This window comes from Streptomyces sp. NPDC102467, from assembly GCF_044765445.1.
Taxonomy (GTDB): domain Bacteria; phylum Actinomycetota; class Actinomycetes; order Streptomycetales; family Streptomycetaceae; genus Streptomyces.
Genome location: NZ_JBIWKA010000025.1, coordinates 22586 through 43468 on the forward strand (window position 1 = coordinate 22586; position 20883 = coordinate 43468).

Annotated in this window: 21 protein-coding genes; 11 read left to right on the plus strand and 10 right to left on the minus strand. The window is 71.5% G+C overall.

The window, feature by feature from the left end; all coding sequences use genetic code 11:
- Positions 1–144: 144 nt before the first annotated feature.
- The 7 genes from ACIREE_RS37995 to fabF form a co-directional block, all read right to left on the minus strand.
- Positions 145–2031 (minus strand): anthranilate synthase family protein, encoded by a 1887-nt coding sequence (locus ACIREE_RS37995; protein ID WP_404163110.1) that lies wholly within the window; start codon positions 2029–2031, stop codon positions 145–147.
- Positions 2028–2684 carry an isochorismatase family protein gene (locus ACIREE_RS38000; protein WP_404163113.1) on the minus strand — a complete coding sequence of 219 codons (657 nt, stop codon included), beginning with the start codon at positions 2682–2684 and terminating at the stop codon, positions 2028–2030. The genes ACIREE_RS37995 and ACIREE_RS38000 overlap by 4 nt, the downstream gene beginning before the upstream one ends.
- A gap of 31 nt (positions 2685–2715) precedes the next feature.
- A complete protein-coding gene (locus tag ACIREE_RS38005) occupies positions 2716–3501 on the minus strand; it encodes a 2,3-dihydro-2,3-dihydroxybenzoate dehydrogenase (protein ID WP_404163116.1) in 786 nt (261 codons plus the stop codon).
- 48 nt (positions 3502–3549) lie between these two features.
- The gene (locus ACIREE_RS38010; RefSeq protein WP_404163119.1) at positions 3550–4764 is read right to left on the minus strand and encodes a 3-deoxy-7-phosphoheptulonate synthase; all 1215 of its coding nucleotides are present in this window, start codon (positions 4762–4764) and stop codon (positions 3550–3552) included.
- A 249-nt stretch (positions 4765–5013) separates the two neighbouring features.
- On the minus strand, positions 5014–5631 hold the full coding sequence (locus ACIREE_RS38015; protein WP_404163121.1) for an FMN reductase: 618 nt from the start codon (positions 5629–5631) through the stop codon (positions 5014–5016).
- Complete coding sequence (locus ACIREE_RS38020; protein WP_404163266.1) at positions 5628–6716, minus strand: LLM class flavin-dependent oxidoreductase; 1089 nt, start codon at positions 6714–6716, stop codon at positions 5628–5630. Before ACIREE_RS38020 ends, ACIREE_RS38015 begins: the two co-directional genes overlap by 4 nt.
- A gap of 226 nt (positions 6717–6942) precedes the next feature.
- A complete protein-coding gene (gene fabF / locus ACIREE_RS38025) occupies positions 6943–8181 on the minus strand; it encodes a beta-ketoacyl-ACP synthase II (RefSeq protein ID WP_404163124.1) in 1239 nt (412 codons plus the stop codon).
- Positions 8182–8564: 383 nt separating this feature from the next.
- Between fabF and ACIREE_RS38030 the strand changes: the two genes are divergently transcribed.
- The 4 genes from ACIREE_RS38030 to ACIREE_RS38045 all read left to right on the plus strand — a co-directional run bounded on the left by ACIREE_RS38030 (position 8565) and on the right by ACIREE_RS38045 (position 11065).
- A complete protein-coding gene (locus ACIREE_RS38030) occupies positions 8565–8822 on the plus strand; it encodes an acyl carrier protein (RefSeq protein WP_404163127.1) in 258 nt (85 codons plus the stop codon).
- A 20-nt stretch (positions 8823–8842) separates the two neighbouring features.
- Positions 8843–9559, plus strand: coding sequence for a 4'-phosphopantetheinyl transferase family protein (locus ACIREE_RS38035; RefSeq protein WP_404163129.1), 717 nt, complete (start codon positions 8843–8845; stop codon positions 9557–9559).
- Between the two features lie 177 nt (positions 9560–9736).
- Positions 9737–10273, plus strand: coding sequence for a DUF6879 family protein (locus ACIREE_RS38040; protein ID WP_404163132.1), 537 nt, complete (start codon positions 9737–9739; stop codon positions 10271–10273).
- 123 nt (positions 10274–10396) lie between these two features.
- Entirely contained in the window at positions 10397–11065 is a 669-nt protein-coding gene (locus ACIREE_RS38045) for a DNA methyltransferase (RefSeq protein WP_404163134.1), read from the plus strand.
- Positions 11066–11072: 7 nt separating this feature from the next.
- On the opposite strand, the gene ACIREE_RS38050 is transcribed toward ACIREE_RS38045, so the two are convergent.
- The 3 genes from ACIREE_RS38050 to ACIREE_RS38060 form a co-directional block, all read right to left on the minus strand.
- Positions 11073–11804, minus strand: coding sequence for a PIG-L deacetylase family protein (locus tag ACIREE_RS38050; RefSeq protein ID WP_404163137.1), 732 nt, complete (start codon positions 11802–11804; stop codon positions 11073–11075).
- Between the two features lie 28 nt (positions 11805–11832).
- Positions 11833–12732: an alpha/beta hydrolase gene (locus tag ACIREE_RS38055; protein ID WP_404163140.1), complete on the minus strand. Its 900-nt coding sequence runs from the start codon at positions 12730–12732 to the stop codon at positions 11833–11835.
- Positions 12733–12809: 77 nt separating this feature from the next.
- The gene (locus ACIREE_RS38060) at positions 12810–13280 is read right to left on the minus strand and encodes a nuclear transport factor 2 family protein (RefSeq protein WP_404163143.1); all 471 of its coding nucleotides are present in this window, start codon (positions 13278–13280) and stop codon (positions 12810–12812) included.
- Positions 13281–13527: 247 nt separating this feature from the next.
- Between ACIREE_RS38060 and ACIREE_RS38065 the strand changes: the two genes are divergently transcribed.
- The 7 genes from ACIREE_RS38065 (at position 13528) to ACIREE_RS38095 (ending at position 20881) form a co-directional block, all read left to right on the plus strand.
- Positions 13528–15435, plus strand: coding sequence for a BTAD domain-containing putative transcriptional regulator (locus ACIREE_RS38065; protein ID WP_404163146.1), 1908 nt, complete (start codon positions 13528–13530; stop codon positions 15433–15435).
- A 131-nt stretch (positions 15436–15566) separates the two neighbouring features.
- Positions 15567–17210, plus strand: a complete 1644-nt coding sequence (locus ACIREE_RS38070) for an acyl-CoA carboxylase subunit beta (RefSeq protein WP_404163150.1) — start codon at positions 15567–15569, stop codon at positions 17208–17210.
- Positions 17207–17449 carry an acyl-CoA carboxylase epsilon subunit gene (locus ACIREE_RS38075; protein ID WP_404163153.1) on the plus strand — a complete coding sequence of 81 codons (243 nt, stop codon included), beginning with the start codon at positions 17207–17209 and terminating at the stop codon, positions 17447–17449. The genes ACIREE_RS38070 and ACIREE_RS38075 overlap by 4 nt, the downstream gene beginning before the upstream one ends.
- Entirely contained in the window at positions 17449–18447 is a 999-nt protein-coding gene (gene fabD / locus ACIREE_RS38080) for an ACP S-malonyltransferase (RefSeq protein ID WP_404163156.1), read from the plus strand. Before ACIREE_RS38075 ends, fabD begins: the two co-directional genes overlap by 1 nt.
- 77 nt (positions 18448–18524) lie before the next feature.
- Positions 18525–18938, plus strand: coding sequence for an acyl carrier protein (locus ACIREE_RS38085; RefSeq protein ID WP_404163159.1), 414 nt, complete (start codon positions 18525–18527; stop codon positions 18936–18938).
- Entirely contained in the window at positions 18910–19530 is a 621-nt protein-coding gene (gene acpS / locus ACIREE_RS38090) for a holo-ACP synthase (RefSeq protein ID WP_404163162.1), read from the plus strand. The genes ACIREE_RS38085 and acpS overlap by 29 nt, the downstream gene beginning before the upstream one ends.
- A 61-nt stretch (positions 19531–19591) precedes the next feature.
- Positions 19592–20881 carry a beta-ketoacyl-[acyl-carrier-protein] synthase family protein gene (locus ACIREE_RS38095; protein WP_404163165.1) on the plus strand — a complete coding sequence of 430 codons (1290 nt, stop codon included), beginning with the start codon at positions 19592–19594 and terminating at the stop codon, positions 20879–20881.
- Positions 20882–20883 lie beyond the last annotated feature (2 nt).

Here is a 20883-nt window from a genome sequence, read left to right on the forward strand (position 1 = left end):
CCCCAACCGGCACCCGACCACCGGCACTCACCCCCCGCCCCCCCCCCCCCCCCCCCCCCCCCCCCCCCCCGCCCGCGCCCCCCCCCCCCCCCCCCCCCCCCCCCCCCCCCCCCCCCGCGACCGGTTCAAGAGGGCCGCTGGGCGTCAGCCGGCCGGCAGGGACGCGAGCAGGGAGCGCAGAATGCTCACGCCGTCCTCGGTGAGGATGGACTCGGGGTGGAACTGGACCGAGGCGAAGCCGGGCCCGCGCAGCCCGTGCACCTCGCCGGTGGCCGGGTCGCGGCTGACCCGCACGGCGGCGGGCACTCCCTCGGCGGTGAACTCGTCGGTGTCGCTCCGCGCGGCGAAGGTGTTGTAGAAGCCCACCTGCTCGGCGGCGCCGAACAGGTCGATCTTCTTCTGGACGCCCTGGTTGGGCCGTTCCTTGCGGCGCAGTTCGAGACCGAGCAGCGAGCTGAGCACCTGGTGGCTCAGGCACACCGACAGGAACGGGGTGCCGCGCTCCAGCAACTGCCGGGTCGCCGCCCGCAGATGGGCGATCTTGGGGTGGTCCGCCTCGCGCGGGTCGCCGGGCCCCGGCCCGAGCACGACCAGGTCGTACCCGTCGTCGAAGGAGTACTCCGCGTCGAAGCGGCGCACCGTCACATCGAGCCCGAGCGAGCGCAGTTGGTGGTCGAGCATCGCGGTGAAGGTGTCCTCCGCGTCGACCACGAGCACCCGCCGCCCGGCCAGTGCGGGAATCTCCTGCCCCCGCTCGGCGGTGTCGCGCAGCCAGTAGCCGGAGATCGACTCGTTGCGCTGCGCGAGGGCCGCGCACACCTGGGGGTGGGCGGCGAACGAGTTCTCCGCGGCGCCGAGCGCGGCGAGCAGCCCGGCCGCCTTGGCCCGGGTCTCGGCCACCTCGGCCTCGGGCCTCGAGTCCCGTACGAGGGTGGCGCCCACGCCGATCCGTACCTGCCCGGTGGCGGAGATCTCGGCCGTGCGGATCAGGATGGACGAGTCCAGGGTCGGGCCGCCGCCGGCATCGCGGCCGATCAGGGCGACCACCCCGCTGTAGTAGCCGCGCCCGGCGGGCTCGTACTTGGCGATGACCTTGGCCGCGCTCTCCAGCGGGCTGCCGGTCACGGTGGGCGCGAACATCGTCTCGCGCAGGATGTCGCGCGCGTCGCGGGTGCTGTGGCCCTCGATGAAGTACTCGGTGTGCGCGAGGCGCGCCATCTCCTTGAGGTGCGGGCCGGTCACCCGGCCGCCGCTCTCGCAGATCCGCGCCATCATCTTGAGCTCTTCGTCGACGACCATGTACAGCTCGTCGGCCTCCTTGGGGTCGGCCAGGAAGGCGGAGACGCCGGCCAGGGTCGGCCCGGAGTCCGGGTAACGGTAGGTGCCGCTGATGGGGTTCATCACGGCGCGGCCGTCGAAGAGGCTGACGTGGCGCTCGGGTGTCGCGCCGACGAAGGTGCGCTCGCCGGTGGACAGGACGAACGTCCAGTAGGCGCCGCGTTCGCGTTCGAGCAGACGCCGGAAGAAGGTGAGCGCCGAGGCGAGCGAGTAGTCGGTGATGTCGGCGACGAAGGAGCGCTTGATGACGAAGTTGGCGCCCTCGCCGTTGCCGATCTCGTCGGCGAGTATCTGCCCGACGACCTCCGCGTAGGCGCTGTCGTCGACGTCGAAGTGCCCGTCGGCCAGGTCGATGTGCACGTCGGGCAGCCGGTCGAGGACCTCCCGCAGCGGCACCGCGTCCTGGTCCCGTACCGCGAGGGTGATCAGCGGCGCCCCGTCGTCCGCGGCGGCGAAGCCGCGCTCGGCGAGCTGCCGGTAGGGCACGACGGCGAGCACCTCGTGCTCGGCGCGGCCGGTGCCGGCCCGTGCGGCCGTGCCGCTGGTGGGCAGCTCGGCCAGGGTCTCGGCGTGCGCCGACTCGCCGATCAGTACGTCGATGATTCCCGCGCCCGCCGCCTCCGGCCGGTACAGCAGGGCGAACGGCGGCGGGTCGGCGGCCAGGACCCGGTCGAGGGCGGCTTCCTGGGTCATCGCGCCCCCTCCCGCGCCGGGGTGAGCGTCTCCAGCACCGACTTGGTGGTGACCGTCATGGCGGTGCGCTCTGCCGCGTAGGTGAGGGCGAGGCGGTGGTACTCGAGGGAGAAGTCGGCGATGGCGTCGCCGACGAGGAACGGCTGGATGTCGTTGGTGAACGCGTCCGCCGTCGTCATGAGGACGCCCACGTGCGCGTACACACCGCACACGATGAGCTGGTCGCGGCCCGACTCCCGCATCTGCTCCAGGAGTTCGGTACGGAAGAACGCGCTGTAGCGCCATTTGGTGAGGACCGTGTCGCCCTCGGCGGGCGCCACCTCGGCGCACACCTTCTTGTGCTCGGGCGACACGGACATCCCCGGGCCCCAGAAGTCCTTGAGCAGACCGCGGTCGGTCTGGCTCATGTCGCCCGGCTGGGCCGTGTAGACGACCGGGATGCCCAGCTGTGCGCAGCGCTCGCGCAGGGCCGCGGTGTTGGCGACCAGCGGGACCAGGGGCGACTCGTCCTGGGGGAACGGGGCGAGGAAGTACTCCTGCATGTCGTGGATCAGCAGTACCGCACGGTGGGGGTCCACCGTCCACTGCGCGGTGTTGTGCGGCAGATCCCCCTCGCCGGGCATCGGGTAGGGCGTGATGGTGGGCAGAGCCATCTGTGGGCTCCTCTCTCTGTGTCGTCCGGTGTCAGCGGCCGAGCGTGGCGCCGCCGTCGACCGTCAGGTCGTGCATGGTGATGTGGGAGGCGCGGTCGGAGAGCAGGAACAGCACGGCGTCCGCGATGTGCGTGGGGGCGGCGATGCGGCCGAGCGGGATGCCGACGCGGAAGGCGCCGGGCGCTCCCTCGACGGACATCCGCTCGGCGCTCTCGTCGTCCCACAGCGAGGTCAGCATCGGGGTGGCCGTGGAGCCCGGGGCCACCACGTTGCAGCGGATCCCGTACCGGGCGACCTCCAGGCCGAGGACCTTGGTGAACATGCTGGAGGCCGCCTTGGAGGCGGAGTACGCCGACATGTCGACCCGCGCGGTGCCCGCGGCGTTCGAGGCGATGGTCACGATCGCACCGGCGCCGCGCGGCACCATCCGGTTGACCGCCGCACGGGAGACGAAGAAGACGCCGGTGGTGTTCACCGCGAACGTGGTGGCCCAGTCGTCGTCGCTGAGCGACTTGGCCGGCCCGAGGCGGAGCACGCCCGCCCCGTTCACCAGGTAGCGCACCGGGCCGAGCTGCTCCTCGACGGCGTCGATCGCGGCTTCGACCTCCGCGGAGTCGGTCACGTCCGCCGGGAACGCCTCGGCCTCGGCACCCGCCGCGCGCAACTCCTTGGCCAGCATTTCGAGCCGCTCGCCGTCCCGGTCGATCAGAGCCACCGGTGTCCGCTGCGCCACCAGGGCGCGCACCACGGCCTCGCCTATTCCTCCGGCCGCACCGGTGACGAGCGCGACCCTCTTTTCCGTCTCATCGACATTCATGGGGATTCCAAATCTCGGGGCTGCGGACAATGTGCGGTGTCGGCCCGGCTAAATACGCCAGGACGCGGCGACCTCGAGCGCCTGGCCCGAGTTGAGACGGGGGTCGCAGAAACTGATGTATTTCTCGCCGCACTGCCCCATTTGCGCGACGTCGTCCACGCATTCGGTGACATCGTGCGGCGTGGTTTCCAGATGCAGTCCGCCGGCCGCGCCGCCTCCTTCGAGCACCGCTTTCTGGAAGAGTTCGACCTCGCGCAGAACGGTCGTCACCAGACGGGTCTTGAGACCGCCCGGCGCGGTGACGGTGTTGCCGTGCATCGGGTCGGTCAGCCAGATCACCGGGTGCCCGGCCTCGCGCACGGCCCTTACCAGGCCGGGCAGGACGTCGGACACGTTGTCCGCGCCCATCCGCGCGATGAGCGTGAGCCGACCGGGCGTGCGCCGCGGGTCGAGCTTCGCGCACAGGGCGAGCAGTTCGGCGTGGCGCATGCCGGGGCCGACCTTGCAGGCGACCGGGTTGGCGACAGAGGCGAGCAGTTCGACGTGCGCGCCGTCCACCTGCCGGGTGCGCTCGCCGATCCAGGGCCAGTGCGTCGAGGTGAGCAGCAGCTCTCCGCGGTCGTCGCGGCGTACCAGCGGCAGCTCGTAGTCGAGGACGAGCGCTTCGTGGCTCGTCCACACCGGCGCGTCGACCGGGGTCGCCGCGCGGGTGCGCAGTGCGTCCATGGCCATGAACGCGGCGTCGTAGCCGAGCAGCAGCCGCAGCGGGTCGGCGCGGCGGGCCTGCCGGGTGGGCTCCGGACGGTTGACCAGATGCCCGCGGTAGACGGGCAGTTCGACGCCGTCGACAATCTCGGTCGGCTTGGAGCGCGGCTTGCCGAACTGGCCCGCCAGTCGGCCGACCTGGATCACCGGACGCGTCGACGACAGCGACATGATGCCGGACACCGCGTCGAGCAGGGCGGCCTTGCGCAGGATGTGCTCGGCGGAGCACTCCTCGAAGTCCTCGGCGCAGTCGCCCGCCTGGATCACCTGGAGGGAGCCGGCGGCCACCTCGGCGAGCAGGCGGCTCAGGGTCCGTACGTCGTTGGGGTAGACCAGCGGCGGTCGCTGGCCGAGTTCATTGCGCGCCTTGTCGAGGAGTTCGGGGGCGTCCCACACGGGCTGCTGCAGCGCCGTGCGGCCCCGTATTCGGCGCAGTTCTGTTTCCGAAAGACCCTCGCCGAGCCCGGCCGGGTGTGCCGGGATCGCATTGATCGTCACCCAGGACCTCCTAGTGAATAAGACTTCCGGTTCTGCTCTTCGAGTCTGGGTGCTCTCTAATGCTCGGGCAAAGGCGGGAGTCGCACTTCGTCACGTGCCGCCGTTAAATTCCGCGTACCGGAGCAGGGAATGGGAATACGACAAAGTAAGGCGGCGAAAATGTCATATGGGGAAGGGGTCCTTTTCGGGAACAAGACGAAGCGGCCCGGCCCCCGTCAGGGGGGCCGGGCCGCTTCAGAAGTCCGTGGGTCAGGGGCGTTCGAGACCCGCCAACTGCTCGGCGAACGGGATGAATTCCGCCTGCGCCGCTGCCCGGCCGGGCCCGCCGCTCAGCAGCCGGCCGGCCAGTTCGGCGCCCGCGCGGGCGATCCGCACCGGCAGTGTGTCGGTCAGCGCGTCACCGGTGCCTCCCCAGTCCTCGGACGCGGCGAACACGGCGGTGGGCACGGGCTCGGCGCGCAGGAACGTGAAGAGCGGCCGCAGCGCGTGGTCGAGGACCATGGAGTGGCGGGCCGTGCCGCCGGCCGCCGCGAGCAGTACGGGCGTACCGGTGAGGGTGTCGGGTTCGAGCACGTCGAAGAAGGACTTGAACAGGCCGCTGTAGGACGCGGAGAACACCGGGGTGACCGCGATCAGCGCGTCGGCGCGGGCCACGCTGTCCAGGGCCTCGGCGAGCGCCGGGGAGGGGAACGCGGAGACGAGGCGGGCGGCGATGTCCTGGGCGAGGGAGCGCAGTTCGATCACCTCGACCGTCGATCCGGTCCCCGCGTCGGTGAGTCGGGAGCGCGTCGCCTCGGTGAGCCGGTCGGCGAGCAGCCGGGTGGAGGACGGGGTGCTCAGTCCCGCCGATACGACGGTGAGCCTCATCCCTGCTTCTCCTGGTGTGCGGCGGTGACCCGGGCGGCGTGCGTGGGCCCGTCGGCGACACCGGGCGGGCGGCGGTTGGCGAACTCCTTGCGCAGCTCGGGCAGGACGTACTCGCCCAGCAGGTCGAGCTGCTCCAGGACGGTCTTCAGCGGCAGGCCGCCCGCGTCGACGTTGAACAGCTGGCGCTGGTAGTCGCCGTAGTACTCGCGGAACCGCAGCGTCTTCTCGATGACCTGCTGCGGCGAGCCCACGGAGAGGGGGGTCTGGTCGACGTAGGCCTCCAGGGAGGGCCCGCCGCCCATCACCGGCGAGTTGTCGAAGTAGGGGCGGTACTCGCGGATCGCGTCCTGGGAGCGCGGCCGGATGTAGGTCTGGCCGCCGAGCCCGACGATCGCCTGCTCCTGGGTGCCGTGCCCGTAGTGGGCGTACCGCTCCCGGTACAGCGAGATCAGCTGCTTGTAGTGGCCGTTGGGCCAGAAGATGTTGTTGGCGAAGAAGCCGTCCCCGTAGTACGCGGCCTGCTCCGCGATCTCCGTGGAGCGGATCGAGCCGTGCCACACGAAGGGCGCAACTCCCTGCAGTGGCCGGGGCGTTGACGTGAAGCCCTGCAGCGGGGTGCGGAAGCGGCCCTCCCAGTCGACGACCCGCTCGCGCCACAGGCGGTGCAGCAGCGCGTAGTTCTCGATGGCGAGCGGCAGGCCCTGGCGGATGTCCTGGCCGAACCAGGGGTAGACGGGGCCGGTGTTGCCGCGGCCCATCATCAGGTCGACCCGGCCGTCCGCCAGGTGCTGGAGCATCGCGTAGTCCTCGGCGATCTTCACCGGGTCGTTGGTGGTGATCAGCGTCGTGGACGTGGACAGGATGATCCGCTCGGTGCGGGCGGCGATGTAGCCCAGCATGGTCGTCGGCGAGGACGGTACGAACGGCGGGTTGTGGTGCTCGCCGGTCGCGAAGACGTCGAAGCCCACCTCCTCGGCCTTGACCGCGATGGCCACCATCGCCTTGATCCGCTCGTACTCGGACGGGGCACGTCCCGCCACCGGGTCCTTGTGGTTGTCGCCCACGCTGAAGACGCCGAACTGCATCACTGCCACTCTCTCTTCTGTGTGTTCTGCTCAGCGCACTCGGCCCCGGATACTCGGGGCTCCTCTCGCAACGGCCGCTCGCGGGTCGGGGGTCATCGACGACTCTGCGGGGGCGGCTGCGCGGAAAACAACGTGTGCCCGGCAACCTCGTCAGCTGCCGGGCACTTCGTCACCTCTGCCGTGGCTCGGGTCCTTCGCGGTCCCTTGCCGGGTGGACAGGAACTCCTCAGGCGGCCTCGGGGGCGCTGAACACCGCGACGCAGTTCTGGCCGCCGAACCCGAAGGCGTTCGCCATCGCGGTGCGCACGGGCATCCGCCGCGCGACGTTGGCCACATGGTCCAGGTCGCACTCGGGGTCGACCGAGTCCAGATTGATCGTGGGCGGCACGACGCCGTCCCGGATGGCCATGGCGCACACCATCGCGCCCAGGGCGCCCGCGCCACCGACCAGATGGCCGACGCTCGACTTCGGGCTGCTCACGGCGATCCGGTCCGTCGCCGGGCCGAGCGCCGCGCGAATGGCCGCCGACTCGGTGCGGTCGTTGGCCTTGGTGGACGTGCCGTGGGCGCAGATGTAGTCGAGGTCGTCGGGCGTGATCCCGGCCCGCTGGACGGCGGTCCTGATCGCGGCGGTGGCGTACTCGCCCGTCGGGTTCGGGGCGGTGACGTGGAAGGCGTCGCAGGTCAGCGCTCCACCGCTGACGGCGGCGTACGCGGTGGCTCCGCGCCGGCGGGCGTGCTCGGCGGACTCCAGGACCATGACCACCGCCCCTTCGCCCAGCACGAAGCCCTCCCTGTCCACGTCGAAGGGACGGCTCGCCCGGGTGGGGTCGTCGTTGCGCCGGGAGAGGGCTCCCAGGGTGGACAGGCCGTTCATGAAGGACCGCGTGATCCCCGCGTCGGTGCCGCCGCAGACGACCACGTCCGCCTCACCGGAGAGGATCAGGCGCCGCGCGTCCAGCAGCGCGTACAGGCCGCTCGCACAGGCCAGCGCGTTGGCGTTGACCGGGCCGTGGATGCCGAGGTCGATCGCCACCTCGCAACTGGGCATGTTCGTCAGCGAGTAGGGCACGAAGTAGGAGCTCGGCACCTTGCCGTCGACCAGCAGCCGGGTGGCCGCCTCGATGGTGTCGAAGCCCGCCACCCCGGCGTTCACCACGACCGACACCCGGTCCCGGTTGTCGTCGTCGATGTCCAGCTTCGCGTCGGCCACCGCCTCGCGCGCCGCGACCACGGCGAACGCCGTGAACCGGGAGATGCGCCGGGTACGTTTGGCGTCAAAATGGTCGGAAGTCCGGAACGACTTCACTTCGGCGGCGATCTGCGTGTCAAGACCCGTGGGATCGAAAGCGGTGATGGGCCCGACACCCGACCGGCCCGCCACGATCGCTTCCCAGCTGCTCTCCCGGTCATTTCCGAGTGGAGTCAGCGCACCTATGCCTGTGATTACGACGTCATCATGCATTGCACGGACAATACGCGGACCGATCGGCGTAGACAATACTCTCCCGGCGGCTTCTTTCCGGTGGGCCGACCCGGATCTGGACATCGTGACGAGCCGGGTGCCACAGTGGTAAATCGTGCATCTCAGAGAAAAGGTCTGCCGAGTGTCGTAATCCGGAGTTCCGGCCGCCTCACGGCTCTGAACAGGGCATACGCTCTGCACTCCGCGGGCGAAGCGTGCTTTCTCTCCCTCCGGTCGCGTACGCAATTCAAGGGCCGCTCGGGAATTCCTCAAGCCTTCTTCCAGTTCGATTCAAGGATTTATCGAGTCTGACTGGAGAGAGTGTGAAAGCGCACCCAGATCGCCTGCGGCTCGCTTTCCGCGCAACCATGAGGAGAAACTCCATGTCCCAGTCCACTGAGGTGACTGCGGAGTCCGTGCACGGGCTGATCCGCACCGAACTCGTCGCCCTCGGAATTCCGGAGGAGGACACCTCCACGGAGACCGTCATCGACACCCTGGAGATCGATTCGCTCGATCTCGCCGACCTTCTGGTCACGGTGCAACGTGAGTACGGCGTGAACATCCGGCGCGCCGAGCTGGCCGGCCACACCGTCGGCGAGCTGGTGAACCGGGTCCTGGCCGGCGCCGACGGCCGCTGACGGCGACCCGCGCCGTGAGGATGGCTGACACGGGCGGTCCGGTGGCCGTGGCCGCGGGCACCGACGAGGTGCTGCGGCATCCCGCGGCGGGGGCACATCTGCTGAACGACCGTGAGCGGGGGCGCCTCGCGCGGTTCCGCCGGGAGCAGGGCCGCCGGGACTTCCTCGCCGCGCACGTCCTGGTCCGGTTCTGCGCGGGGCGGCTGCTGGGCATCGCCCCGGCCGAGGTGTCCTTCGCCCAGCACTGCCCGACGTGCCACGGGAGTGACCACGGCAGGCCGCTGCTCGCGGGCCGTCCCGACGTGCATCTGAGCCTCTCCCATACCGACGGCGTGGTGGCGGCGGCCGCCGGTCGGGTCCCGGTGGGCATCGACGTGGAGCGGCTGGGGCGCACCCACGGTCCCGGGGCCATGGACCGTGCGCTCACCGCCGCCGAGCGTGCCCTGGTGACCGCGGCCGCGGACCCCGGCCGCGCCTTCCTGCGTCAGTGGGTGCGCAAGGAGGCGCTGATCAAGATCGGCAGGACGGATCTGGACGCGCTCGGCCGTCTCGACCTCTCGGGGCTTCCGCTCGGCGACCGGGCGGACGGGGCACCTCTGCGCTTCGAGGATCTCTACGTCACGGACCTGACGGATTCCCGCCTGGGCGCCCTGGTCGCGGCGGTGGGCACCGAACCGGTCCGCCTGGACGCCGCGTTGCCGTCGGCCGCCCTGTCGCCGCCCGGACCGGTCCTCTAGCCCGGTTCGAGGACGGAGCTGTCAACTTGGCGCAAGGCCGGGGGCCCGCCGCACAGCGGGCGCCGGCGAAGGGCGGTGTATTCGGATGACCGCGCCCCTGAAGTCCAGCAGGCGACCGACCGCGTACAAGGGGCCGGTGCGGCCTCACCCCGGTACGACCTTGGATTGGAGATCCGCATGTCGAGCAACTTCCCGGCCTTCGCCGAGCTGATCGCGCAGACCGAGCACTCCGCCCTTCACCTGGAGATGCGGGACGTCTACACGCCGCAGGGCCCGGTCTTCGTCGACTGGCAGAAGGGCATCCCGATCGAGTACGACCGGCACAACGACTGGGTCGACCTGGTGCAGGACGCGACGGTGAAGCGGGGCATCGACTGGCGTCGGGCGCGCATCGTGTCCGAGCCGGTGACCGACTTCATCCAGTACGAGTGGGAGACCACCTCGATCGTCAACGTGCCCGCCGGCGAGAAGGTGCGCTGGCTGCCGCGGCAGAACGCTTCGGACCTGCTGCTGCCGGGCAACGACTTCTGGGTGTTCGACGACCGCCTGCTGCGCTGGACCACCTTCCACGGGGACGGCTCGTGGGGCCCGCACGCGTTCTCCGAGGACCCGAAGCTGATCCGGCAGTGCAAGGAGGCGTTCGAGTCGGTGTGGGAACGCGCCATCGACCACGCCGACTACACACCGGCGCGCAAGGAGCAGGCCGCGGCCTGAGGCGGCACCCACGACGACCTCTCTCCCGCCCCGCGGGCCTCGTCCGCGGGGCGGGAGGCGGGTCGTCTTCTTCGTCTTCTTCGGCGTACGAGCACAGAACGCGCGGGAGCGCGGGAGGACTTCATGACGGCAGACCGACTGCTCCGCCTGGACAGCGCGGACAAGGCACGGGAGCGGCCGCCGGGCGCGCGGAACGACATCCACTTCACCGAGGCGCAGATCCGGCCGGTCGTGGAGGCGTTCAGCCCGCCCGGCGGCGCGGTGCTCGACCCGTTCTCCGGCTACGGGACCACCGTCGTCGTCGCCGACCGGCTCGGCCGCGTCGGCACGGGGATCGAACTGCAGGAGCAGCGCGTCGAGTCGAGCAACGCCCGGCTGCCCGCCGGTTCACCGAGCCGCTTCCTCGCGGGCGACGTGCGCGAGTGGGACCGGCTCGGACTCGGCGAGTTCGACCTGTGCCTGACCAGCCCGCCCTACATGGCGCGGCACGATCACCCGGAGAATCCGCTGACCGCGTTCCGCACCATGGACGGCTCGTACCGCCGCTACCTCGACGAGCTGGCGGACGTCTTCCGCACCATCGGCGGGCATCTGCGCCCGGGCGGCCGGATCGCCGTCTGCGTCGGCAACTTCCGTGATTCCAGCGGCAAGGTGACCCCGCTCGCCTTCGACGTGGGGCACACGCTGTCCGAGGTGCTCGACTTCGAGGGCGAGATCTACTTCGAGTGGAGCACGCCCTCGGAGAGCCTCACCGGCGACTACTGCCTGCTGTTCTCCGCCGCCGGCTCCTGACGCCGCCTCAGATGCCGATGATCTCGAACGGCATCGTCGGCACGCCGTGGAAGCGTTCGCCGAAGCGCTTGTGCTTGGTGGTGAGGTACGCGGCGACGTCGCCCATCGGGTTGTCCGGCGGCAGCGACGCCAGGTAACCGGCGTGCGCGGCCAGCGCCTCGATGCCGGCGTCCATCCCCTCGGTGACGTCCACCGCGTGCCCCGACGCGGGGGAACCGGCGACCGCCACGCAGCGCACACCGGCCCACGGCGGGAAGCCCTCGTCGGCCAGTTCGGGGAAGACCCAGGGATTGCCGGCGTCGGTCGCCGCGTCGAGCAGGGCGACGCCGACGTTGCGGTGGTCGGGGGTGTTCCAGTCGCCGCTGCGCCAGCGTTCGTAGAAGTTGATGGTGACCAGCACGTCCGGGCGGTACCTGCGGATCGAGCGCGCCAGGTCGCGGCGGAGCGGCAGGCCGTACTCGATCGTGCCGTCCGGGTGGTCGAGGAACTCCACGTCCCGCACGCCCACCGCGGCCGCGGCGCGCACCTGCTCCCCGCTGCGCATCGCGGCGGTGGCCTGCGGGTCCATGGTGGCTATCCCGGCCCCCCCGCGGCTCACCAGGGTGTAGGCGACGAACTTGCCCTGCGCGGTCCACCGGGCGACCGCGCTCGCGGGCCCGTACTCCAGGTCGTCGGGGTGCGCGGCGACACACAGCGCGCGCTGCCAGTCCTCCGGCATCGGTTCGTACGGCTCGGTCATGTCGCCTCTTCGGGGTGGGCGTTCGGGTTCACGGACGGGTCTCCGCGGCGGACTGCAGGCACTCCTCGAAGAAGGCGAACGCGCTCAGGTGGTAGGAGCGCGCGGCCAGGCCGAGGCTGATGTTGTGGCCGGCGCGGGGCTGGTGCCCGATCCGGAGCACGGGCGCCTTGGACAGCCGGGAGGCCAGATGGTCGAGGTCCTGCTCCTCGTGCACCCACCAGCCCTCGTGCTCGGCGAAGGTCAGCCGCAGCGGGATGTCGACCCGGGGGGCCAGTTCCTCGAACATCTCGGGCCACAGGTCCACTTCGGAGGCCTCACGCTCGGGCATGGGGGCGACCAGGGCTTCTGCCGCGCGGAAGGTGCCCGCCGGGTACAGGCCGAGCGGGCCCCAGTTGCGCTCCCAGTCGAGGTTGCGGCGGAGCCGCCGGCCGGTGGGCGCGACGCTGAAACGGTGGCCGACGCCGGAGGCGTCGAGGGCGAGCAGGCCGGGGGTGTCCGCGACGGTCGTGAGGGCGAGCTTGCCGCCGTAGGAGTGGGCGAGCAGCAGAAAGCCCTGTCCGACGGCATGGTGTGCGGCGAAGGCGTCGAGCGCCGCGGAGATTACGGCGGACTGCTCGCCGAGGGTCATGCCGGCGGGGATCTGCTGCGCGGATCTTCCGTAGCCGGGCCGGTCGAGGGCGAGCACGGTGAAGCCGAGGCGGGCGCCGAGGGTGAGCAGGGACAGGTCGGGGTGGGCCTGTCCGTCGAAGTAGCCCGCGAGCATGCCGCCGCCGTGCACGGCGACGACGGTGGCCCGCGGCGGGCCGTCGGCCGGCTCGGCCAGCAGGCCGGACAGGGTGAGGCCCGCGGCCTCGAGGAGGATCGGGCGCACTCCGGCCGAGTGGGTCGGCAGCGGCTTCTTCTTCCGGTCTGTCCTGGACACGCTCATGGGTGGTCCTTGTCGGTCGGCGGTGGGGCGGGGCCCGGGCCTCCGGGGCGCCTGGGGGCGCCCCGGGTGCGCGAGGGTCAGGCGAGCTGCCGGGCGAAGGTGGCCATGTCGAAGTAGAGGGTTTCGTCGATGAGCACGTCGCCGTCGAAGTGGAAGAAGATCGCCACGGGTGCGTCCACGGTCTTGCCGTGGTTGGGGATGCCGCGCCAGTCCGCTTCCTGCTTGGCCCGGAACTGTGCCTCCACGATCACCGCGGTCGGCGTGTGGTGGACGTGGAACAGGCTGTGGTCGGCGACCGGGAACGCCTTCTGCAGCTCGGCGAAGTAGCCCTTCTTGATGGCCTCTTCACCGATCAGCGGGGACTCCTCGAACGGGATGACCCGGTACACGCCGCCGCGCGGGAACGTCGCTATCACTCCGTCGATGTCCCAGGCGCCCTCGGCGACGGTGTGCTCGATGACGACCGCCTCACGCCGCTTGCGCAGGTCCTCGTCGGGCTGCGGCAGGTCCGCGCCGGGCAGAGTGAACGCGTGCTCCTCGGTGGCCATGAAAACTCCTTCAGGCAGTGGCTGGTTCGGTTCGAAAACCGACGCTAAGCCGCCCCCCTCGCCTGTCCCTCGCGCTCCGCTGGAGCGCACACGCGGCGCGCGCACCGCCCGTGAACGGCGCAGGTCCGACGGGCCCGGACCGGCGGCCAAGCGGAACGGACCGCTCCGTCGGGGCAGAGCAGGAATCGAGGAGCACTGCACCGGCCGGCGTTAGTTTTTCGGCCACTGAAGGGACGGGTGGTCTTCGATGGAGCTCCGGATACTGGGATCGATAGAACTGTGGACGGGCAACGCCCTGGCCGACATCGGCCCCGCACGGCAACGCAGCGTCCTCGGCGCCCTGCTGGTCGATCCCGAGCGGCCGGTGCCGCTGGAGTCCCTCGTCGACCGCGTGTGGGGGGACCGGCCGCCCGCCGGGGTCCGCAACGTCGTCCACACCTACGTCACCCGGCTGCGCCGTGCGCTCGCCCTCGCCTCGGCGGAGCTGCCCGAGCCGATCGGCCTGGTCAGGTCGCCTGCCGGGTACCTGGTCTCGACGGATCCCGGCGCGGTGGACCTGGTGCGGTTCCGCCGCCTGCTCAAGGACGCCCAGCAGGAGACCCTCGGCGACCAGGAACGCAGCGTGCTGCTCCAGCGGGCCCTGACCCTGTGGCGGGGCGACGCGCTGGGCGGCATGCACAGCGACTGGGCGGCCCGGGCCCGGGAGACGCTGCGGCAGCTGCACCACGAGGCGCTCAGCCAGTGGGCGGACACCGAGATCCGGCTGGAGCGCCCCGCCGCCGTCCTCGCGGAGCTGCGCGCCGCGCTGCTCACCGACCCGCTCTCCGAGCAGCTCGGCGAACGCCTGATGCTCGCCCTGTATCTGGAGGGGCGCAGCGTCGACGCCCTCGAGCACTACCAGTCGATGCGCGAGCTGATCGCCAAGGAACTCGGCACCGACCCCTCGCGGCGGGTGCAGCAGCTCTACGAGACGATCCTGCGCGGCGAGACGGCCGCTCCCGCGCCGACGTTCGAGCGGAGCACGGAGCCGTACGGCGGCGGGACGCATTCCGTCCCCGTCCCGGCGGCCGCTCTCGTAAGGCCACCGTCCGCCGCACCGCACATGCTGCCGGTGGACCTGCCCGACTTCACCGGCCGCGAGCGCGAACTCGACCTGGTCCAGCGGACCCTGACGCACCCTTCGGCCACGAGTCCGCCCGCCGTGGTCGTCGTCGGCGGCGGCGGGGTCGGCAAGACCGCGCTGGCCGTGCGGCTGGGCCACCGGCTCCGGTCCGCCTTCCCGGAAGGGCAGTTGTACGCGGCGCTGCGCGGCAGCGGCGCACGTCCCGCGGATCCGCACGCGGTCCTGGGGCGGCTGCTGCGCGCGCTCGGGACGGACCCGGACGAGATCCCGGCCGATCCCGACGAGCGCGCCGAGGTCTACCGGCTCGCCCTCGCCGGGCGCCGGCTGCTGATCACGCTCGACGACGCCTTCGACGACGAGCAGGTGCAGCCGCTGCTGCCGGGCAGCGGGGACTCCGCGGTGCTGCTCACCAGCAGAGGGCGGCTGAGCACGCCGCTCGGCGCCCGCGTCGTGCACCTCGCCGATCTGCCGCACGGGCACAGCGTGCGGCTCCTGGCCCGGCTGCTGGGCAGCGAGCGGATCACCCAGGAGCCGGCCGCGGCCGCCGCGATCGCCCGGTACTGCGGCGGGCTGCCGCTCGCCCTGCGCGCCGCCGCCGTACGGCTCAACGCCCGGCCCCACTGGTCGCTGCGCCGCTACGCGGACCGGCTGAGCGACGAGGGGCGGCGGCTCGACGAGCTGGCCCACAGCTCGCTGAGCGTGCGTGCCAGCTTCACCGCGTCCTACAACGCGCTGCCCGAGGACGCCCGTGAAGTGCTGCGCTGCCTGGCCGACCTGACGGTGTCCGAGTTCGACGCCCATCTGGCGTGCCCGGTGATGGGCAAGGACTTCGCCACGGTCGAGGACGCCTGCGAGCAGCTGGTCGAGGCCCATTTCCTGACCGTGGCCGAGCCCGCCGTGGCCGATCTGCCCACCCGCTACCGGCTGGAGGGCTTGCAGCGCAGCTTCGCGCACGGGCTCAGGACGGGCCATGCCGAAGAGGCGGCCGAGGCGTCCAGCCCTCCGCCCAGGGCCCCGGTCCATCAGCGCTGACCTGGGATTACACCCCCGGTCAAGAGGCGCTCCAGTTTCGTCAAGAGGCGCTCAAGGTCCGCGCCCATCCCCGTGTTCGAGGGTTGCTGCGAAGGCCCCGAAGCGACAGGGCAGGACAGAGAGGGACCGCAATGGCTCTTCCGGACGCTCCCCAGGCCGTGCTGCCTGACCTCGACGAGACCGACCTCGACAGCACGCCGGCGGCACCCGCACGCACCGCGACGATGACGGATCTGACCGACGAGCTCACCGCCCGCCGGGCGGAGGCCCACTTCGGCCACGACCCGGAGGCCGACGCCCGTCATCTCTCCAAGGGCAAGCTGCTGGCCCGTCAGCGCATCGACACGCTGCTCGACCCGGGCACGTTCACCGAACTCGGCCTGTTCGCCGAGCACCGGGCGACGGGCTTCGGCATGGAGGACTCCCACCCCGAGGGCGACGGAGTGGTCACCGGCTGGGGCGAGGTCGACGGCCGTACGGTCTTCGTCTTCGCCCATGACGCCCGGGTCCGCGGCGGCGCGCTCGGCGCGACGTTCGCCGCGAAGATCCACCAGCTCCTCGACCTCGCCGACTCCGTGGGCGCCCCGGTCATCGGGCTCAACGACGGCGGCGGCGCCCGCATCCAGGAGGGCATCGACGCCCTGGCGGGCTTCGGCAAGCTCTTCGCCCGCAACGTCCGCGCATCGGGCGTGGTGCCGCAGATCAGCGTCGTGCTCGGGTCCTGCGCGGGTGGCGCGGTCTACTCCCCCGCGCTCACCGACTACACGTTCATGGTCGAGGGCATGGCCAACATGTTCATCACCGGGCCCGACGTGGTGCAGGCCGTGACCGGCGAGAAGATCACGCAGGAGGAGCTCGGCGGCGCCTACACCCACGGCACGCGAACCGGCGTGGCGAGCTTCGTCGCCCCGGACGAGGAGTCCTGCTTCGAGGGCGTCAGGGAGCTGCTCTCCTACCTGCCGTCGAACAACGCCGAGACGGCCCCGTACACCAGGCCCCTGGACGAACCGGACCGGCGCTGCGAGGAGCTGCTGCGCCTGGTGCCGGTCGACGACCGCACGCCGTACGACATCAGGACGGTCATCGGCCACATCGTCGACGACGGCGACTACCTGGAGGTCCAGGAGAGGTGGGCGCCGAACATCGTGTGCGCCCTGGCCCGTCTCGACGGCCACACGGTGGGCATCGTCGGCAACCAGCCCGCCGCCATGGCGGGGGTGCTCGACATCGACTCGTCGGAGAAGGCCGCACGGTTCGTGCGCACCTGCGACGCGTTCAACATCCCGCTCGTGACGTTGGTCGACGTGCCGGGGTTCATGCCCGGGACCGAACAGGAACACAACGCGATCATCCGACGCGGCGCGAAGCTGCTGTACGCGTACTGCGAGGCGACGGTGCCGCGCGTGCAGGTGATCCTGCGCAAGGCGTTCGGCGGCGCGTACATCGTCATGGACTCCAAGTCGATCGGCTCCGACCTGTCGTTCGCCTGGCCGTCCAACCAGACGGCCGTGATGGGCGCCGACGGCGCCGCCAACATCATCTTCCGCCGGCAGATCAACGCGGCGGCGGAACCGGACAGGGCGAAGGTGCGCCGCGAGCTGGTCGCCGAGTACACCGAGCAGCTGATGAATCCCTTCGTCGCCGCCCGGCGCGGTCACGTGGACGACGTCATCGACCCGGCGGACACCCGGCGGGTGCTGATCAAGTCCCTGGACATGCTGCGCACCAAGCGGGCCAGGCAGCCGCTGCGCAAGCACGGGAACGAGCCGCTGTGAGCACCCGACCGGGCCCCTCGCTGTCGGTGCTGCGGGGCAACCCGACGCCGGAGGAACTGGCCGCGCTGCTGGTCGCGCTCACCGCGATGCGCCGTGCCCCCGGCCCGCTGGAGATGCCGCAGGCCGCCGGCCTCGGCTGGGGCAGGCCGGCCGCCTGGAACCGGCCCGAGCCGGCCACCGCGCCCGACGCGGCCGGCTGGCAGCGCACCCCCGCATCCACCCATGGAAGGAGTACCTGATGACCGGTCGGACCGGCTTCGACGGCCACGGCACGCTGACCGGCTGCCTGGCCATGTTCCCCGGGCAGGGATCGCAACGGCCCGGCATGGCCGCGCACCTGCTCGACAGCTATCCCTCGGCCCGGCGGCTGTTCGCCCGTGCCGAGGAGATTCTGGACCTGCCGCTGGCGCAGATCTGCTCGACAGGAAGCGCCGCGGAACTCGCCCGCACCGAGATCACCCAGCCCGCGATCGCCACGACCAGCCTCGCCGTGTGGGAGCTGCTGCGGACGGCCGGCTACCGGCCAGAGGCGGCCGCGGGCCACAGCCTCGGCGAGTACCCGGCCCTGGTGGCCGCGGGCGTGCTGTCCCTCGAATCGGCCCTGGAACTGGTGCAGTTGCGCGGCCGGCTGATGGGCGAGGTGGCCGCCGAGGTGCCCGGCGCGATGGCGGCCGTCCTCGGCCTGCCCGCGGACAAGGTGCTGGCCGCCTGCGCCGACGCCGACGGCTTCGGCCTGGTCCAGGTCGCGAACTACAACGAGCCGCTGCAGACCGTCATCTCGGGGCACGCCCGCGCCGTCGAGGAGGCCGGCCGGGTCGCGCTGGACGTCGGCGCCGAGCGGGTCGTGCCGCTGAAGGTGAGCGCCCCCTTCCACTGCTCGCTGATGCAGGCGGTGGAGGAGGAGTTCACCGAGGCGCTCGCCGCCCGGCCGTTCGCCGATCCGGTCCTGCCGGTGATCAGCTCGGTCTCCGGCACCTACGTCCGCTCGGGCGAGGAGGCCAGGGAACTGCTGCGGCGCCAGCTCACCGGCCCGGTCCGCTGGGTCGAGGTGCTGCGCACGGCCGCCCGGCACCCGGTGAGCGCGTACACCGAGATCGGCCCCGGCCGGGTGCTCAGCGGGCTCGCCCGCCTGACGCTCGACGAGGTCGTCACCCGCTCCAGCGGGGACCCGCGCCGCCTGACGGCGCTCTACTCCTCGCTGGGCTCGCAGGCCTGGCAGGAGCAGGTGGCGTCCTGACACCTCGACAGCCGCCCGCCCTGCGCACCATCCCGGCCCGTCCATCAGCAACAACTGTTCACGAAGGGTAAGAACACATGTCGTACGCGGGGAAAGACTTCTCCACCATCGTCCAGGAAGCCGTCGCCGACGCGCTGGGCATCGACCTCGATGAGGTCGTGCCCGAGGCCACCCTGCTGGGTGACCTGGACGCCGAGTCCATCGACCTGCTCGACGTCCTGTTCCGCATCGAGCGGGCCGCGGACGTGAAGATCAAGGTCGCGGACATCGCCGAACTGCTCCAGGGCGGTATCCCCGACGAGGAGTTCGCCGACGAGGACGACATCATCAACGAGGTCGGCCTGGCGCAGCTCAAGAAGTCCCTGCCCCAGATCGACGTGCAGGAACTCGCCGGAAAGCTCACGGCGGACGAGGTACTGACCCTGTTCACCGTGCAGAACCTGACGGACCTGGTGGCCGAGCGTGCCTCACTCGCCGCAGCCGCTGCGTGAGCCGGGCGCGGGGCGGTCTCCCGGCCGCCCCGGCCCGCCACCCGTGCAGGTGCGCACCGGCATGGACCTGACCGAGGTGGCCCGGGTGGAGGACCTGATGGCCTCGCAACCCGGCCTGCGGGAGCAGGTGTTCACCCCGCGCGAGCTGGCCTACTGCGACCGCCGCAAACGGACCGGCGAGCACCTCGCGGGCCGCTGGGCCGTCAAGGAGGCCGTCATCAAGTGCCTCGGGACCGGGATGACCTCGCGCATGGAGTGGACGGACATCGAGGTCGTCAACGACCGCGCCGGGCGCCCCCGGGTACGGCTGCACGGCGAGGTGGAGTCCGTCGCCCAGGCCCTCGGCATGCACCAGATCGACATCTCCCTGAGCCACAGCGGAGGTCTCGCCGTGGCCCAGGCCGTCGTGGTGTGCCTGTGCCTCGGGGACCCGCCCGACACGGCCTCCGACTCCGCGCCGCCCACCCTCACGACGCCGGACACGGCACCCGCCACAGCACACACACTGCAGAAGGAGACGATCGGCATGAGGCTTGACGGCCGGACCCCGCAGCTCGGCCTGGGGCGGTCCACGACCGAGGGAGACCGATGATGCGGTCCCACCTGATCGACCGTGCCGGCAGCCGGCCGATGCCGGGGACGGAGGCGCTGCGATGAACCGCAGAGTGGTCGTCACCGGCATGGGCGCCGTCACGCCGCTCGGCAACGACGCCGAGAGCACCTGGCAGGGCCTGGCCGAAGGACGCAGCGGTGTAGGGCAGTTGACCTCGATCGACACCACCGGCCACGACGTGACCATCGCCGGTGAGGTCAAGGACTTCGACCTCGCCGACGCCGTGCCCGCCTCGGTCGGCCTGCGGCATCTGCTGCGGCCCGGCACCTTCGGCGTGGGCGCGGCCTGGGAGGCGCTGCGCGACGCGGGCGTCGACAAGGACACGTACGACGGCGCGGACATGGGCGTGGCCATGGGCGGCAGCTGTGACCGCCCGAACCTCCAGTGGCTGGTGGACGTCGGGGCGCTGCGCGAGGAGACCGGCCGCAGCGACGCGTTCTTCCCGTACGCGCCTTCGGACGCGCTGTCGTACAGCCAGAGCATCCCCACCGCCGCGATGGCCAGGATGCTGGACGCGACCGGCCCGATGCTGGGCGTGTCCACCGCCTGCTCGGGGTCCGCGCACGCCATCGGTGAGGCCTTCCGCACCCTTCAGGAGGGCGACGCGACCCTCATGCTCGCGGGCGGCTACGACTCGTTGACGTCCTGGCTCGACCTGGTGGGCTTCAGCCTGCTGGGGGCCCTGACCAAGGAGTACAACGACGACCCCACGCGGGCCAGCCGCCCCTTCGACGGGAAGCGGTCGGGGTTCGTCCTCGGCGAGGGCGGCGTCGCCTTCGTCCTGGAGGACCTGGAGTCGGCCCGCGCCCGCGGGGCGCACATCTTCGCCGAGATCCTGGGGTACGGCACCAGCCTCAACGCCTGGCGGGTCACCGACTCGCCGCCGGACGGCAGCGGGGCCATCGAGTCCATGCAGTCCGCGATCGCGGACGCCGGTCTCGAACCGGCCGACATCGACTACGTCGCGGCACACGGCACCAGCACCCACGGGAACGACCTGTCGGAGACCACGGCGATCAAGAAGGTGTTCGGCGACGACGCCCAGCGGCTGCTGGTCAGCTCGCCCAAGTCGATGGCCGGTCACCTCACCTCGGCGGGCGCCGCGTTGAGCGTGTTCGCCTCGATCGGGGCGATCAACCACGGTCTCGTGCCGCCGACCATCAACCAGGAGACCCCCGACCGCAAGCTCGGCCTCGACTACGTACCCAACACGGCGCGCAAGCAGGACGTGCGGCACGCCCTCATCAACGCCTTCGCGTTCGGCGGCACCAACGTCGGCCTGGTCGTGGGGCGTTACGAGGACGAGCGCGCCGAGAAGGCGGAGCGATGACC